This window comes from Saccharopolyspora griseoalba, assembly GCF_042665275.1.
In the GTDB taxonomy this organism is placed as follows: Bacteria; Actinomycetota; Actinomycetes; order Mycobacteriales; family Pseudonocardiaceae; genus Saccharopolyspora; species Saccharopolyspora griseoalba.
Map to the genome: position 1 here is coordinate 170979 of NZ_JBHTCJ010000006.1, position 14845 is coordinate 185823.

Consider the following 14845-nt stretch of genomic DNA (forward strand, 5'->3'; position numbering starts at 1 on the left):
TCACTTCAGCAGGCGGGACATCCGCCGGTCCGCCAGCTGCTTGCCCCCGGTCTGGCAGGTCGGGCAGTACTGCAACGACCGCTCGCTGTAGGAGACTTCCCGGACCGTGTCACCGCACACCGGGCACGGCAACCCGGCGCGGCCGTGCACCCGCATCCCGGAGCGCTTCTCCGCCTTCAGCCGCGCAGCGTCCTGGCCCACCGAGCGCTGCACGGCATCCCGGAGGATCTCCTGAGCACAGGCGTGCAGCCGGTTCACGGCGGCGTCGTCCAGCCGGCCGGCGGCGGCGAACGGGGACAGCTTCGCGGCGTGCAGGATCTCATCCGAATAGGCGTTGCCGATGCCGGCCAGCGCGGACTGGTCGGTCAGCAGCGTCTTGATCCGCTCGGTGCGACCGCGCAGCACCCCGGCCAGCCCCGCGACGTCGATCTCCAGCGCGTCCGGCCCCAGCTTGGCGATGCCGGGCACCTCGGACGCCTCGCCGACGACCCAGACCGCGAGGCTCTTCTGCGTCCCCGCCTCGGTCAGGTCGAAGCCCGGGCCGCCGAGGTGCACGCGCAGCGCGATCGGCCCCCTGCCCGGCTTCGGCGGCACCGGCGAGAGCTCGTCGGACCAGCGCAGCCAGCCCGCCCGCGCCAGGTGGCACACCAGGTGCAGACCCGCGCAGTCCAGGTCCAGGTACTTGCCGTGCCGCCGCGCGTCGGTCACCACCCGCCCGGCCAGCTCGGCGTGCGAGGGCTGCGCGGTCTTGAGCGCGCTCATCGAAGCCAGGTCGACGCGGCTCACCGACCGGCCGACCGCGTGCGCGCGCAGGTGCTGCGCCAACGCCTCGACCTCGGGAAGTTCCGGCATCCACCCAGTGTGCCCGAAACCCCGGGGTTCACTCGGTGGGTTGCAGGCTGCCGTTCATGTCCGGCTCGGCGTAGAGCTCGATCTCGCGGGCGACCTTGGAGACCTCGGCGCGCGCGTCCACGTAGCCGCGCACCACGCCCACCCAGGTCTCCGGCGGGTTCTCGTCGGCGTCCCCCGGCGTCGCTGCGTAGACCGACCACGGGCGGTGGATCAACCAGCGGGCCGGGAAGAACAGGACCGCCAGCACGAGGACGAGGATCAGCCACCACGGCACGATCACCTCGTCGGGCGTCCAGGCGATGAACAGCACCACCAGCGCCGCCAGCGCCGCGCCCACGATGATCGCCGGCCCGGAACCGCCGTTGACCTCGTGCTCGAACTCGTCCACCGCGATCGGGTTGGACCACTCCAGGTTGGCCTTGATCGTCCACTCCCGGCCGTCGGAGCCTCGCACCACCCGGTTCATCGTCGCCTCCCCGCCCACCCGGGCTGGTCGCTGGAACGCCAACACGTCGCCCGCCGACCGGTCGTCGGCGGCGCCCGCCATTGTCGATCATGGCCCCTGGTCGCGCCAAGCGCGCGCCGCCCGAGTCACCCGTCCGCTGCGCGAAAGGGGACCCCCCTCTGAACCCCCGTTGAACGGTGCGCTAAAGTACTCACCAACAGCGAAACGGAGCGACGAGCTCCCGGACGCGATGAATACGCGGATGTAGCGCAGCTGGTAGCGCATCACCTTGCCAAGGTGAGGGTCGCGGGTTCGAGTCCCGTCATCCGCTCGGTGCGAGGAGCCCGGTCCACAGCGGTTGGACCGGGCTCCTCGCCGTTCGTCCCGGGCGGTGCGTCGGATCCCCGGGAGGCGCTGGCCGTGCGATCCGGGCGGGCCGCGCCGCTCCGGCCGTCGAACTTCACCACGAGTTCAACGCCGAGCGCGCGTGCCAACCGCTCGATCAGCGGAAATGGCGGGGACGTGCCCCCGGCTTCGAAACGAGCCGCGGCGGGCTGCGTCGCACCCGCGGCTCCCGCCAGCTGGGCCCGGGTCTTCCGGAACGCCGGCAGCAGCACGATCCGCCGTCCTGACGCGATCACAGGTCATCCGAACGGAGTTCCCGTCCAGACGGAACCGGAGTTCCCGGAGCTCGCCGCTGAGCTGTCGCGCGTACGGCTCAGCCAGTAGCGGTCCTCGCTCGGCGAGCAGGTCGACGTGGAAGGCGGCCGTTGAGGAACGCGCGCAGGACCGAGCTCGAACCCAGCGCGTTCACCATCGAGCGACATCAGTCGTCGAACGCGCACCGCTGCTCCGGACGCGGCCGGGGCCGACTCGGGTGGATCAGTCCTGCTGGACGCCGGTGCCCACCGGGCAGCTGACGCCGGTGCCGCCCAGGCCGCAGTAGCCGTCGGGGTTCTTGGCGTCCGAGAGGTACTGCTGGTGGTAGGTCTCGGCGTAGTAGAAGGCCTGGAGGTCGGCGATCTCCGTGGTGATCGGCCCCTTGCCCGCTTGCGCGAGCGCTCGTCCGAACGCCTCGCGGCTCGCCTCGGCCTCGGCGCGCTGCTGCTCGTCGGTGCAGTAGATCGCCGAGCGGTACTGGGTGCCCAGGTCGTTGCCCTGGCGCATGCCCTGGGTGGGGTCGTGGTTCTCCCAGAAGACCTTCAGCAGCTGCGGGTAGCTGATCCGCTCCGGGTCGAAGACGACCAGGACCGCTTCGGTGTGCCCGGTCAGGCCGGAGCAGACCTCCTCGTAGGTCGGGTTCGGGGTGTGACCGCCCGCGTAGCCGACCGCGGTGGTCCACACGCCCTCGGTCCGCCAGAAGACCCGCTCGGCACCCCAGAAGCAGCCCATGCCCACCACCGCCGTGGCCGTGCCCTCGGGGAACGGGCCGACGAAGCTGCGGTCCGGGAACACCGCGTGCTGCGGGTCGACCGGCATCGGGGCGTCGCGGCCCGGGAGGGCCGACGCCGGGTCGATCATGCTCGTCCTCGCACCGAAAAGCGCCATGAGCACCACGATACGCCCCGGTCAGCGCAGGTCCCGGCGGTTGGGATCGGCACCTCGCGGCCGCACCTGCCGGGTTTCCCCGGGCCCGGGCCGCGGCGGGCGCGGCGCCCCCTCGACCTCGCCGGAGAGCCGCCTGGCCAGCGGCGAATCCTCCGCCGCGGTCGGCGGGCGCGGGGGCTGGCGGTGCCCGGGCGGCTGCGGAGCGGGGCGCGGCGGCGGGCGCCACACGGCGTCCTGCCTGGCCTGCGGCCCCGCCCTCGGCGGTTCGACGCGGGGCGGTTCGGCCCTCGCCGGTTCTGGGCGGGGCGGCGGTTCCGCGCGGGGCGGTTCAGGTCGCGGCCGCCGCGGCGGTTCCGCGCGCGCGGGTTCGGGCCGGGTCGGCTCCGGGGGCACCGCGTCGTGCTGCCGGGTCACCTCGGAGTCCGGGTCGGCCAGCGGCTCCGGCTCGCGCTCGGGGGCCGGGGTGAGCAGGTGGCGCAGCTTCATCGTCGGGTCCTCGACGAACTTCCACGACAGCGTGCCCAGCACGTAGGCGATCGGCGCCGCGCAGACCAGCATGATCCACTCGTTGCGGATCCCGGCCATGGCCAGCAGCTGCTGCGTCGGGAAGCCCCAGACGTACACGCCGTAGCTGCCGTTGACCCACACCCCCGGCACGGTCAGCCGCTCCGGCCAGAAGTGCCCCGCGACCACCACGGCGTAGCTGACCGCGAAGGCCATCAGGAACGACGCGGCGATGCTGTTGGGCATCAGCGCCAGCACCACCAGGCCCGCCGCGGCGGCCAGCGGCGACAGCGGCACCCGGTACAGGTTGAGCACGACGCCCAGCGCGAAGGCCACCAGGAACGCCACCAGCGACTCCACCGGCACGCTCAGCAGCGAACCCGCCGACTCCGCGCCCGGCGTCTGCTCCAGGTGCCGGTCCCAGATCACCAGCGCGACCAGCGCCACGACCGCCAGCCAGCGCCGCTCGCGCTTCGCCGTGCCCGCCACGAGCAGCACGAACAGGCCCGCGTAGGCCAGCAGCTCCATCGGCAGCGTCCACAGCGAGCCGTTCACCGCGTCCGGCCAGGGGTTGTCGGCGAACACCCCCGGGAGCTCGTGCTGGAGGGTGACCAGCCCCGCGTTGTCGACGATGTAGGCCCAGGTGCCGTGCGCCGCGAAGTACTCGCCCACCGGGAGATCGCTGACCAGCGGCCCGACGATCAGCGCCATGCCCACCGAGACGGTCAGCATCGGGGGCCACAGCCGCAGCACCCGCTTGGCGGCGAACCGGCCGGGGTGCGGGTCGCGCATCCAGCTCTCGGTGATCTGGAAGCCGCTCATGGCGAAGAAGCCCATCAGCACGCCCTCGTCGGGCTGCACCGGCCACCAGGCCGGGAACAGGTCGCCGTGCCCGGACAGCGGGGAGCTGTGCCCGTAGATCACCAGCAGGGCGCCGATCATGCGGATCCAGGCGAACCCGTGCGCGGGGTCGGCGAACAACTCCGGGCGAGCGTGCTCGACGCGCGCTGCACCCACCAACATCACCTCGTCAACCCCGGCTTGCCGAACGCTGCGTAGCCTAGCGGCGGCCGGGGCTCGCCCGAAGCGCTTTGCGCCAGTGACCCCCAGGTCACGCAGGGCACGGAGTTGTTTCGTTATCCGGACACCGAACCCGATCACCCACCTCGGGGTGCCAGAATGGCTCGCGCGATCGTGAACATCCGGAAAGGGCCTATCGGTGACCTGGCAAGACGAGTTGCAGAACCTCGACGCCGAACTCGCAGCGGGACGCATCTCCGCGGAGGAGTACCGACAGCGCCGCGACGCCCTGCTCGCCCGGGAGCAGGACGACAACTCCGCGGGCTTCCCGCAGGAGGACCCCTCCGGTGAGCCCGGCGAGGGCGAGGGCACCGCCGAGCTCGCGGGCGAGGAACCCACCAGGAACGTGCAGCCCGTGCCGGGCGAGGAACCGACCCGCAACGTCGAGCCCGTCGCGGGCCAGGAGCCGACCGCGCAGGTCGCCCAGCCCGGGGAGAAGGACCCGTTCCCGCCGGCCTTCAGCTGGAGCGACGCCGCCAAGCAGGGCGCCCAGCAGACCGGCACCGGCGAGGAGACCACCCAGGTCGTCCGGCCGTTCGCCCAGCCCGCGGAGGGTTCCGGCCCGCACAGCGTCACCCCGCCGCCCCCGCCGCAGTGGGGACCGCCGCAGGCCGCGCAGGCGCCGTGGCCGCAGCAACCGCAGCCCCAGCAGCCCGCCTGGGGCCCGGTGGAGACCACCGGAACGCCGTGGGGCGACGGCCTGCCCGGATCGACCGAGACCGGTGACGCGCCGTGGATGCGGCAGGGCCCCGAGGTCTTCGAGGGCGCGGGCAAGCCCGGCAAGGGCAAGCTGATCACCGGGCTGTTCCTCGGCGCGGTGCTGCTGGTCGCGGTGATCGTCGCCGCGGTGTTCTTCTTCACCAGCCGAGGCGACGACCGGGCCTCCGAGCCCAGCCCGGCCGCTCCCCCGCCGCCCGCGCCGACCGCGACCAGCGATCCGCTGCCCGAACCGCCCGCCGCCAAGCCCGCTCCGGGCGCCACGCCGGAGGCCCTGGTCGCGGTGCCCGGGCCGCCGCACCCGTGGGCCGGGCCGCTGGACGTGCCGAGCCTGCAGGGCCCCAAGTCCGGCCTGCTGCCGCAGGGCCTCGCGCAGACCGCGCTGCAGAACGGCCTGGTCGAGGGCTGGTTCAACGGCACCGACGGGGTCGATCCGAAGTCCACGCTGATCGCGCTGAAGCTGCCCGACCAGGAGGCGGCGAAGACGGTGGCCGACAAGTACCTGGACAACCAGCGCGGCCTGTCCGAGGTCGAGTCGCTGTCCTACCAGGGCGTTCCGGTGGTCTCCACCGGCGGCACCTTCCGCACCGCCTACGTGGCCCACAACTACGCGATCATCCTGGACGTCTCGGGCGACCCGGCGGCCGAGGACGCCGCTCGCGGCGCGTTCAAGACCCTCCTCGACCAGCAGCTCGCCCAGACCCCGCCGACGGCGAAGAGCTGAGCGCCGCTCGGGGAGCCCGCTGCCCGGCGGTTCGGGTGGCGGCCGCCCGGGCGCGACCGCACCTCCGGCGAAGGAGGTGCCCCGCGCCCGCTCAGCCGAGGTCGAGCTTGGCCAGGAGGTCCTGGAGAGCCGCCCGGGAGGCCTCGGGGCCGAACTGGCGGGCCACCGCGTCCTTGCCCGCGGCGGACAACCGGGTCCAGGTCTCGTCCTGCTCGAGCAGGGTGCGCACGCCCTCGGCCAGGGACTCGGCGTCGTCGCCGAGCAGCACCTCCTCGCCGGGGCGCAGGTGCATGCCCTCGGCGGCGATCGAGGTGCCCACGACCGGGACGCCCAGCGCGAGGCTCTCGCCCACCTTGCCCTTCACCCCGGCGCCGAACCGCAGCGGGGCCAGCACCACCCGGGCCGCGGCGTACTCCGGCTCCAGCTCGGCGACCCAGCCGTGCACCCGCACCCCCGGGCCCTCCAGGGCGCGCACCTCGTCGGTCGGGTTGCTGCCGACCACGTGCAGCACCGCGTCCGGGCAGCTCCGCCGGACCAGCGGCATGATCTCGCGGGCGGCCCAGCACGCCGCGTCGACGTTCGGCGGGTGGTCGAAGCTGCCGACGAACAGCACGTCCCGGCGCCCCGCGGGCCGCGCCTGCTCGTCGGGGATCTGGTGCACGTTGGACAGCACTCGGACGTCGGCCTCCGGCACCAGCTCGCGCAGCAGCGCCTGCTCGGCCTCGGAGACCACCAAGGTCACGTCGCAGGCGCGGGTCAGGCCCAGCTCCATCTGCCGGGAGGCGAAGGCCTTGCGGGTCAGCGCTTCCGCCCGCTCCGGCTCGCCCTGCCGCTCGGCCAGCTCGGCCTCCCGCTCCAGGCGCAGGAAGTGCACGTCCACCGTGTCGTAGGCGACCACCGCCTGCGGCGCGCGGGTGCGCAGCTCCTCCAGCAGGCTCCAGGCGACCTGCGGGCGGGACAGCAGCGCGAGCGAGATCTCCGGCCCCGCCTCGTGCAGGAAGGCCTGCTGCAGCTCGGGCTCGGGCAGCACGGTGACGCCCCGCTGCTGCAGCTGCTCGGTGTAGGGCGCCAGCGCGGCGTGGTTGGCGGGCAGGAACACCACCCGGCAACCCAGCTCGACCAGCTGCTCCAGCACCCGCCGGATGCGCACCGAACCGGAGTCGAAGTCCGGGCGCGGCACCTGGTGGTCCTTGACCAGCACGAGCGGACCGCGGTGACCGCGGGTGCCGCGCTGCCGGGCCAGCCAGAGGTTGCGCGGCGAGGCCGCGGGCAGGTGCTCGGCGGCCAGCGTCCCGGCCCACTTCTCGACGAAGACCCGGCGGTTGAGCTCCTGGTGCTTCTTCACCCCCGTGCCCTCGTCGGTCCCGTTGGACACGCCCTCGTGGTGCACCACGACGGCCTCGGGCTGCACCACCGTGCGGTACCCGGCCGCGCGGATCGCGAAGGCCAGGTCGGTGTCCTCGTAGTAGGCGGGCGCGAACCGCGAGTCGAACCCGCCGACCTGCTCGAAGACGTCGGTGCGCACCAGGATCGCCGCGCCGGAGCAGTAGTCCACGTCGCGCAGCACGTTGAACTCGGCACCGGCCGCGTCGCGGTCGCGCCCGTAGTTCCAGCCGGTGCCGTCGGCCCACACGATCCCGCCGCACTCCTGCAGCCTGCCGTCCGGGTAGACCAGCTTCGCCCCGACCATCCCGATGCGGTCGTCGGAGCGCGCGGTGTCGATCAGCACGTCCAGCCAGGACTCGGTGACCTCGGCATCGTTGTTCAGGAAGAACAGGTACTCGCCGCGGGCGTGCTCGGCGCCGAGGTTGCAGGCGCCGATGAACCCGAGGTTGCGCTCGGCGCGCACCAGCCGGACGCCCTCGCACTCGGCGAGCCGCGCGGCGCTGTCGTCGGGCGAGGCGTCGTCGACGACGATCACCTCGAAGGGCACCGAGACGACGTGCCCGGCCAGCATCCGCAGGCACTGCCGGGTGTAGGACCACTTGCCGTGCACCGGCACGATCACGCTGACCGAGGGCTTCTCGCTGCGCGGCACGGGCAGCGGGCCGGTTTCGGGCACCTCGGCGACCTGCGGCGCACCGGGCTCGCGGCCGAGCAGGATCTCGTAGGCGTCGCGGCGGCCGGTGCCGCGCGGCGCGACCCGCTCGACGACCTTGCGGTACTTGGTCACCGCACGCTGCACCAGCGCCGAGTTCTGCGCGGCCAGCTCGGCGTTGCGCTCGGCGAGTTCGGCCGACCGCTGCTCGGCCTCGGCGACGCGGGTCTCCAACCGGGCGACGGTGTCGCGCAGCCAGTCGATGCGCGCCTGGGCGCGCTCGGCGTCCTGCTCCCGCCGGGTCAACTCGCCGGTGACCCCGGTCAGCTCGCCGGTGGCCCGGTCCGCGCGGGCCTCCTGCTCCTTGCGGAGCTCCTCCAGCCGCGCGACGGCGCCCTTGAGCTCCTCGGACTCGCTGCGGCTGCGCTGGTAGAGCTCGTTGAGCTTGGCCACGTCGGCGACCGCCTCGTCCCGCTCGCGCTGCAGCGAACCGGTGTCGGCACCGCGCGCGATGCTCAGCGCGGCGTCGGTGAGGACCGCGGCGGCGGGCAGCTTGGGCAGCTGCCGGTTGGAGGCGATGCCGACCAGGTAGGTGTGCGGCACCCCCTGCCGCACCGCCCAGGAGTCCTGCACCTGCTCGATGGTCTGCAGCCGGACCCCCTCGATCGCGGTGTCCGGGTCCCCGTGGTCGAAGGGCACCAGCAGCGAGCCCGCGGTGACGTTCTGCTTGAGCACCGCCACGTGGCGGAAGTCGTCCTCCAGCAGCGAGTGGTACTCCTGCGCGGTGAGCTCGTGGACGTGGAACGGGTTGTCGTTGCCGTGCTCGTGGCTGTAGACGGCGGTGTCCGGGGTGCTGCTGATGAACAGCCCGCCCTGGGCGAGCCGGGCCTTGACCAGCGCCAGCACCGCCGCGTGGTCGCTGACGTGCTCGATGGCCTCGAAGCAGGTGATCACGTCGAAGGGAGCCGCGTCGGCCAGCAGCTCGGGGTCGGTGATCGAGCCGATCCGGAAGTCGATGCCCGGGTAGTTGCGCCGGGCGTGCTCGACGGTGCGCTCGTCGACGTCCACGCCGACGACCTCGGCCCCCTCCTCGGCCAGCAGCGCGGCGCCGTAGCCCTCGCCGCAGGCCAGGTCGAGCACGCGCTTGCCGCGGACGAAGCGGGCCGCCAACGCGTACCGGTGGTAGTGCTCGTAGACCACCTGCACGTCGTCGGCCCAGGGAACGCACCGCTCCCCGGTCCAGTCGATCAGCCGCTCGTCCATCGAACTCCCTCGCCGAAAGCCACGTTTTGGACAAAGGCTATCGCTCGGCGAACCCCGTTCGACGCCGTTCGGGGAAGCTCGTTCCAACGCGGGCGCAGATCGGGTTCCCGTCGCTCAGGACAGGACCGAGCAGGGCAGCACGACGCCGAACGGATCGGCCCCGACCTGCGGCGCGACGGTGATCACGACCTCGTCCGCCCCGGGGGGATCGGCGAACACCGGCGCGACCTGCGGCGGTCGCAGGTGGCGCGGTTCGCGGCAGATCGCGGCGGCGCGCTGCACATCGGCGACCCAGACGGGGCCGCGGGAGCGAACGGAAGCGCCCGCCCAGTCGCCGAGCAGCTGCGCGACCAGCAGAGCCGCGATCCCGGCGGCCACCGGAAGGGCGCGACCACCGCGCCACCGCCGGGTCGTGCTGTCGGCGAGAACCAGCACCGCCACCCACAGCAGCAGGATCGGGACGATCGTGTAGCGGGAGCCCCCGAGGCTGAACGGGTCGCGGTCCAGCAGAGCGCCGGTCCCGCCGACCACCCCGCCGCGCACCCCGACGGGAACGCAGAGGTAGAGCACCGAGATCTCGATCGCCACCGCGGCCGTCAGGCGCGCCGCGCGATCGCTGCGGGCCGCGAGCGCTGCCAGAACCGCGAGCACACCGGCCGACACCAGCGCCACCACCGGTGTCCCGAACTGCTCGTAGACCGGGCCGAGCGCGCGGTCGCCGACGGCACCGCTGGTCAGCACCCGCAACCCGTAGATCCGCGGCAAGTCGCCGAGCCGGGTCTCCGCCCACGCCATCGTCGTGGTCTGCGAGTACGCGTGCACCTGCGGCACGAGCGCGAGGAGCATCGCCGCGGGCGTGGCCAGGGCGACCCGGTGCCGCAGCGCCGCTCCCACCAGCGCGGCGGGCAGCACCAGCACGGCGAGCGGATCCGACAGGACGGCCAGCGCCCCGACCGCGGCACCGGCGATCCGCCCCCGGGTCGACCTCGGCGAGGCGAGCAAGATCCAGAACGCCGCGTACGCCAGGTACCAGTGCAGGTTGGCCACCGAGGCGTTGACCTCGAAACCGGCCTGCGGGAGCAGCGGCACCAGGGCGGTCGCCAGCACCCGCGCCCACGGCGCCGCGAGCACCCGAGCGCTCGCGAACCACACGAGCAGCGAGACCAGGCCCACGACCAGCGCTGCCACGACGGCGAGCCCGGTGGCCATCCGCGTCGGGGGCAGCAGGGAGACCGGCTCCGCCGCCAGCCGCGCGACCAGTTGCAGGTAGCCGGCGTGCGGAGCGGTCAGCGCCTGCCACGTCGTGGTGCGCAGGGCGTCGTCGAGGAAGACGCCGCCGTCCTCGGCCCAGACCACGTCGGCGGCCCCGAGCCCGGAGCCCCGGACGAGCTGGAGCCAAGCGGCCAGCAGCACCCAACCGGCGCTGAGCACCGCGATCCCGCACCGCCCGCCCCGGTTCGCCGGGTCCGCCGCTCGCGCTCCGCTCGTGCCGTGCTCAAGCACGCCGCGAGAGCGAGCGCTTGGCGCGCCGCGCGATGCGGACGACCTCGCGGACCGGCTTCGGCACGCGCTCGCGGTCGAGCTGCCGACCCAGCTCCTCGTTGCGGTTCCGCAGCGCGTCGAGCTCCTCGGCGTGCCGCCTGATCAGCTCGTCGCAGCGGCTGCGCAGCTCGGCCACCTCGGCGTTGCGGTCCTGCAGCTCGCGAACCTGCCGGTCGGCCTCGTCGGCGTGCGCGACGGCTTCGGCCTGCATGGCGAGCACGCGGGTGTAGAGGGCCAGGCGGTTGTTCTCCATCGCCGACAGCAGCGCGGACCCGGTGTACGGGCTCAGCGCCTCGCCGATCAGCTGATCGGCTTCGCTGCCCTCCCGCAGGAGCACCCCCAGCCCGAACACCGCGGGCACGATCTCCAGCCGCCCGCCGTGCTCGGCGATGGCGTCCTCGGTCGCGGTGAGCACGCCGTTGCGCTCCCCGCCCGCCGTCGTGGCGAAGGTGAACTGGCCCGCGCCGACGAAGCCGGAGGGCGTGAGGTCGTCGTGCCAGATGGTCGGCCCGTCGTCGCTCGACTCGTGGTGCTGGTCGCCCGGTGACCGCGGCAGGTAGTAGAGATCGCGGCGGGAGCAGGGCCACAGCACGTCGTGCAGCACGACCACCGCGTCGGGCGCGTTGACGAGGATCCAGTCCAGCTCCGCGCGCACCGCGGCGTAGTTGTGGTCGCCGTCGAGCACGTACAGGTCCGCGATCGGGATCTCGGGGAGCACGTCCGGCGAACGACCCTCGACCAGGTGCAGCGCGTCGTGCTCGGCCAGGGTGCGTCGCAGCTGCTCGGTGGGGGCGGGCTCGACGCAGTGGACCGCCTCCGCGCCGAGCTCGGCGTAGCACGCGCTGACCTGGCCGGTTTCCACGCCGACCTCGACCACGGTGCGGATGGGCCGGTGCTCGAAGACCACCGCCAGGACTTCCCGGAACAAGGCCATCGAGTGCAGCAGCAACGGCTGCTGGCGGGCGCTGCGGGCCTGGACGTGCGGGTCCTGCCGGGTGCCGACCTCGTTCGCGGCTTCAGCGACCAGGGTCATCGCGCTCCTCCGATCTTGCGCAGTGCCATGCGGGCTCCGCCGGCGGCGACCCCGCGCAGCCCGCCGGCGCGGAGCTCCTCTCGGAGCCGCCCGGTGAGGCGCCGCAGTTCGGGTGCCGGTCGCACGCGGTGCGCGAGCCCGGACCGCGACTGCGGCAGACTCGCGAAGGCGATGGTCACCTGGGCAGAGGTGACGGGTCCGCCGGCGCGGTTGGCGATCGGAAGCCAGACCGCGCCGTGCGGTTCGTGGAACTCGATCATCGTGCCCCCGAGCCAGTCGCAGTCGGCGAAGACGAGCCCGGCGAAGTCCTCGGACCGCTCCCACCGCAGGTGCTTGGGTTCCGGATCTCCCTCGACGTAGGCCGCGACCTCCACCCAGTCCACCCGCACGATCGCCGGTTGCCCGGGGATCGCCAGCGAGACGTCCAGCGCGCCGTGCGACTCGAACCCGATGCGGGCGAAGGACAGCCCGTTGTGGTTGACCCTGACCCGGCGGCGCGGGCCGTCGTGCCACTCGTCGTCGGAGGTGCGGAACCGCAGCCGCGTCTCCGGGCCCTCGCCCACCATCTCGAACAGCGCGGGATCGACGGCCCCGCTGCGCAGGGCGCTCACCGCCGCGCTGAGCTGCGGATCGGCCGCGGCCAGCAGGGCCGGCCAGAACGCGTCCCGCATGTGCAGGTCGTCGAGGTCGGCCGGGGACATGTACGGCACCCCCGCCATCAGGTCGCCGGGCAGGATGCGGGTCACGACCGAGGAACCGAAGTTGTCGTCGTGCCGCCAGGAGCCGAACACCGCGGCCTCGGACGCGCTCGGCGCCTTCAGCGCCGCGGTCGTGATCTCCGCGAGCCGCTCCGGGTTCAGCAGCGGCCACTCACCGCCCGCGGCGCGGACGTGGCGATTCCAGTTGTGCTGGAAGCCGCGAATGCCGTCCTGCACCGCGCGCCACTCGAGCTCCTGGGTGGACGAGCTGTTGGAGGTGCCCAGCACCGGCTCGCCGAGATCGGTGAAGTCGAGCAACGACCCGCAGCGGGCGCTCACGCACTGCTCGATCACCTCGGGGCTGCGGGACAGGGCGTGGACGACCTCGTGCGGGCAGCCGCTCTGCCCCAGGTACCCCTCGGTCCGCTGCCCGGCCAAGGGGAGCCGGCCCGAGCGGTGGTCGGTGGCCAGGTAGTAGCCGGCCGTGCGGACGTCGGATCCGTTGCGCCGCAGCACCCGGGCCAGCTGGTACTGGATGGTGCCACCCCAGCCCAGGTCCACCAGCACGAGTTCCTCGGCGTCCAGCGCTCCCGCCTCGCGCAGCGAGCGCAGCAGCCGGTCCCGCACGCCGGCCACGGTGGTCGCGAGCCGGTTCCGCAGGTGCGGTGCCTCGGTCAACGCCACCGTGACCCGCTCCCGCAGCTCCGGCTGGTCGAGGAGCATGTCGAGCTTGTCGGCCAGCGCGGGCACGTCACCGGGGCGCAGGTGCAGGGACTGAAGGAGCTGGGAGACGGTGAGCCGGTAGCTGCGCCCGATGAACTCCCGGACCGCTTCCTGGTCGTAGCTGTCCAGCGCGGCCACCGAGGTGATCTGGCGGGACAGCCAGATCGGCTTGGCCGTCACCTCCCAACCGCGGGTCCGAGCCGCCTCGTCGACCAGTTCGGAGAGCAGCTCGCCCTCGCGCATCGGGCACCACACGACCTTCTGGCCCATCTCGTGGGCGCGGCGCGCAACCCAAGCGGCGAAGCCGGTCAGGACCGGGCCGAGCACCCCGGCGCCGTAGCGCCACGCGTCGGCCACCGTCTCGTCGACCTCGTCCGGCACGGCGCGGACGGTCTTCGCCCGCAGGCTGGTCAGGCCCGCGTCGCCGTCGTCCGGGTGCAGGTGCTCGTCCGGCGGTCCGAACGGGTCCGTCGACTCGCCCTCCCGGCGCAGGACCGCGCCGAAGTCCTCGTCGACCCGCTGGTAGTGCACGGTGCGGATGCCCAGCTTGGCCGGGACCTCGTCGTCGGCCACCTGGTTGTCGCCCACGTGCACGACCTGCTCGGGGCTGGTGCCCAGCTCCTGCAGCACGATCTCCCACAACCCGGACGCCTTGTCCAGGCCGTGCTGGTGCGACCGGAACACCTCGGCGCCGCGGAGCGGTTCGAGACCCGGCTGGTCGAGCAGGTGGCGCAGCTGCTCGGCCGTGAAGTAGGTGTCGGAGACCAGCGCGATCGGCAGCGAGTTCCGCTCCGCGATGCCGAGCAGCTCGGCGACCTCCAGATCCGGGACGGTGACCTCGCGCTCGAGCTCGACCTCGGCGCGCACCAGGTCCTCCAGGCCTCCCTCGACGAAGACCTCGGGCGGCACCTCGCGCCAGATGTCGAACAACGAGACCTCACCGCAGGTGGACAGGCTGCGCTCGCGGGCTCGCTGCTCGGCATCGATGCGCATCAGCCGGAAGGTGCCGTCGGTGATCCAGTCCGGGACCCTGCCCTCCCGGCGCAACCGCGCCCCCAGCATCGCGAACACGTCGGTGGGGCGGGGTACCCGCCGCCAGAGCACCGTGTCGAACACGTCCAGGGACAGCACCGCGCACGAACCGTCGCTCACCAGCCGGCGAACCCGCTCGAGCTCCGGTGCTCGAGCCGCCGCGCCCAGGTCCTCTTCGTATCTCAACGCTGGATCTCCTTCGGCCGAAGCCGCGCTCCCCGTTCCCGCGCAGCGCGGCAAATTCTGCACATCCGCGAGGAGTAATTCGCGGCCAACCACCCCAGGAGACTGAAATTTGACCTGACGGGACTAACGGTCGAACTCTCCGTCGAACACGTTCGACGGAATTATCCGAGATCAATTCCGCAGCCGCGAAGGGGAACAGATGATCCACCGTTTCAGCACGTGAAGACCGTTCGAAAAGGGCGCAACAGCCACCCGGTGGGCCCCGTCGGAAAATTGGAACCCAGATGTCCGCGAAAACGTCGAGCCGGTTTCGCGACCGCCGAAAATCATGAGAGCGATTCGCTTGCGGGGCAGGTGGAAAATCGCATTCGCGATTTCCGCTCGCCAGTGCGGCGGCGCCGGACCGCACCGCCGAACTCCCGCGGGGCAGCACCGCTCGGCACCCGAGGTCTTCGCGATC

The 14845-nt window shown here is 73.0% G+C and carries 10 protein-coding genes and 1 tRNA gene; 2 read left to right on the forward strand and 9 right to left on the reverse strand.

Annotation, left to right across the window (positions count from 1 at the left end):
* Together ACFQRI_RS13750 and ACFQRI_RS13755 are read right to left on the reverse strand one after the other, a co-directional pair.
* On the reverse strand, positions 1-852 hold the full coding sequence (locus ACFQRI_RS13750; RefSeq protein WP_380668381.1) for an Fpg/Nei family DNA glycosylase: 852 nt from the start codon (positions 850-852) through the stop codon (positions 1-3).
* Positions 853-880: 28 nt separating this feature from the next.
* Positions 881-1318 carry a DUF983 domain-containing protein gene (locus ACFQRI_RS13755; RefSeq protein ID WP_380668383.1) on the reverse strand — a complete coding sequence of 146 codons (438 nt, stop codon included), beginning with the start codon at positions 1316-1318 and terminating at the stop codon, positions 881-883.
* Positions 1319-1555: 237 nt separating this feature from the next.
* Here ACFQRI_RS13755 and ACFQRI_RS13760 point away from each other — a divergent pair.
* Positions 1556-1628 (forward strand) — tRNA-Gly (locus tag ACFQRI_RS13760).
* Here ACFQRI_RS13760 and ACFQRI_RS13765 read toward each other — a convergent pair.
* From ACFQRI_RS13765 to ACFQRI_RS13775, 3 genes are all read right to left on the reverse strand, one after another.
* A complete protein-coding gene (locus ACFQRI_RS13765) occupies positions 1582-1938 on the reverse strand; it encodes a helix-turn-helix domain-containing protein (RefSeq protein WP_380668741.1) in 357 nt (118 codons plus the stop codon). The genes ACFQRI_RS13760 and ACFQRI_RS13765 overlap by 47 nt on opposite strands.
* Positions 1939-2179: 241 nt before the next feature.
* On the reverse strand, positions 2180-2845 hold the full coding sequence (gene msrA, locus ACFQRI_RS13770) for a peptide-methionine (S)-S-oxide reductase MsrA (protein WP_380668385.1): 666 nt from the start codon (positions 2843-2845) through the stop codon (positions 2180-2182).
* 21 nt (positions 2846-2866) lie between these two features.
* Complete coding sequence (locus ACFQRI_RS13775; protein ID WP_380668387.1) at positions 2867-4372, reverse strand: acyltransferase family protein; 1506 nt, start codon at positions 4370-4372, stop codon at positions 2867-2869.
* Positions 4373-4568: 196 nt separating this feature from the next.
* Between ACFQRI_RS13775 and ACFQRI_RS13780 the strand changes: the two genes are divergently transcribed.
* The gene (locus ACFQRI_RS13780; protein ID WP_380668389.1) at positions 4569-5870 is read left to right on the forward strand and encodes an SHOCT domain-containing protein; all 1302 of its coding nucleotides are present in this window, start codon (positions 4569-4571) and stop codon (positions 5868-5870) included.
* A 91-nt stretch (positions 5871-5961) separates the two neighbouring features.
* Here the strand turns inward: ACFQRI_RS13780 and ACFQRI_RS13785 are convergent, their stop codons facing one another.
* The 4 genes from ACFQRI_RS13785 to ACFQRI_RS13800 all read right to left on the reverse strand — a co-directional run bounded on the left by ACFQRI_RS13785 (position 5962) and on the right by ACFQRI_RS13800 (position 14385).
* Positions 5962-9171, reverse strand: a complete 3210-nt coding sequence (locus tag ACFQRI_RS13785; protein WP_380668391.1) for a glycosyltransferase — start codon at positions 9169-9171, stop codon at positions 5962-5964.
* 114 nt (positions 9172-9285) lie between these two features.
* Positions 9286-10602, reverse strand: coding sequence for a glucosyltransferase (locus ACFQRI_RS13790; RefSeq protein ID WP_380668393.1), 1317 nt, complete (start codon positions 10600-10602; stop codon positions 9286-9288).
* Positions 10603-10666: 64 nt separating this feature from the next.
* Positions 10667-11746: a class I SAM-dependent methyltransferase gene (locus ACFQRI_RS13795; RefSeq protein ID WP_380668395.1), complete on the reverse strand. Its 1080-nt coding sequence runs from the start codon at positions 11744-11746 to the stop codon at positions 10667-10669.
* Complete coding sequence (locus ACFQRI_RS13800) at positions 11743-14385, reverse strand: HAD family hydrolase (protein ID WP_380668397.1); 2643 nt, start codon at positions 14383-14385, stop codon at positions 11743-11745. Before ACFQRI_RS13800 ends, ACFQRI_RS13795 begins: the two co-directional genes overlap by 4 nt.
* Between the last annotated feature and the right edge of the window lie 460 nt (positions 14386-14845).

Bases quoted from the DNA above. Each gene is read 5' to 3' on its own strand.
- ACFQRI_RS13750 (WP_380668381.1), bottom strand. From the start codon at position 852: ATGCCGGAACTTCCCGAGGTCGAGGCGTTGGCGCAGCACCTGCGCGCG.
- ACFQRI_RS13755 (WP_380668383.1), bottom strand. From the start codon at position 1,318: ATGAACCGGGTGGTGCGAGGCTCCGACGGCCGGGAGTGGACGATCAAG.
- msrA (WP_380668385.1), bottom strand. From the start codon at position 2,845: ATGGCGCTTTTCGGTGCGAGGACGAGCATGATCGACCCGGCGTCGGCC.
- ACFQRI_RS13775 (WP_380668387.1), bottom strand. From the start codon at position 4,372: ATGTTGGTGGGTGCAGCGCGCGTCGAGCACGCTCGCCCGGAGTTGTTC.
- ACFQRI_RS13785 (WP_380668391.1), bottom strand. From the start codon at position 9,171: ATGGACGAGCGGCTGATCGACTGGACCGGGGAGCGGTGCGTTCCCTGG.
- ACFQRI_RS13795 (WP_380668395.1), bottom strand. From the start codon at position 11,746: ATGACCCTGGTCGCTGAAGCCGCGAACGAGGTCGGCACCCGGCAGGAC.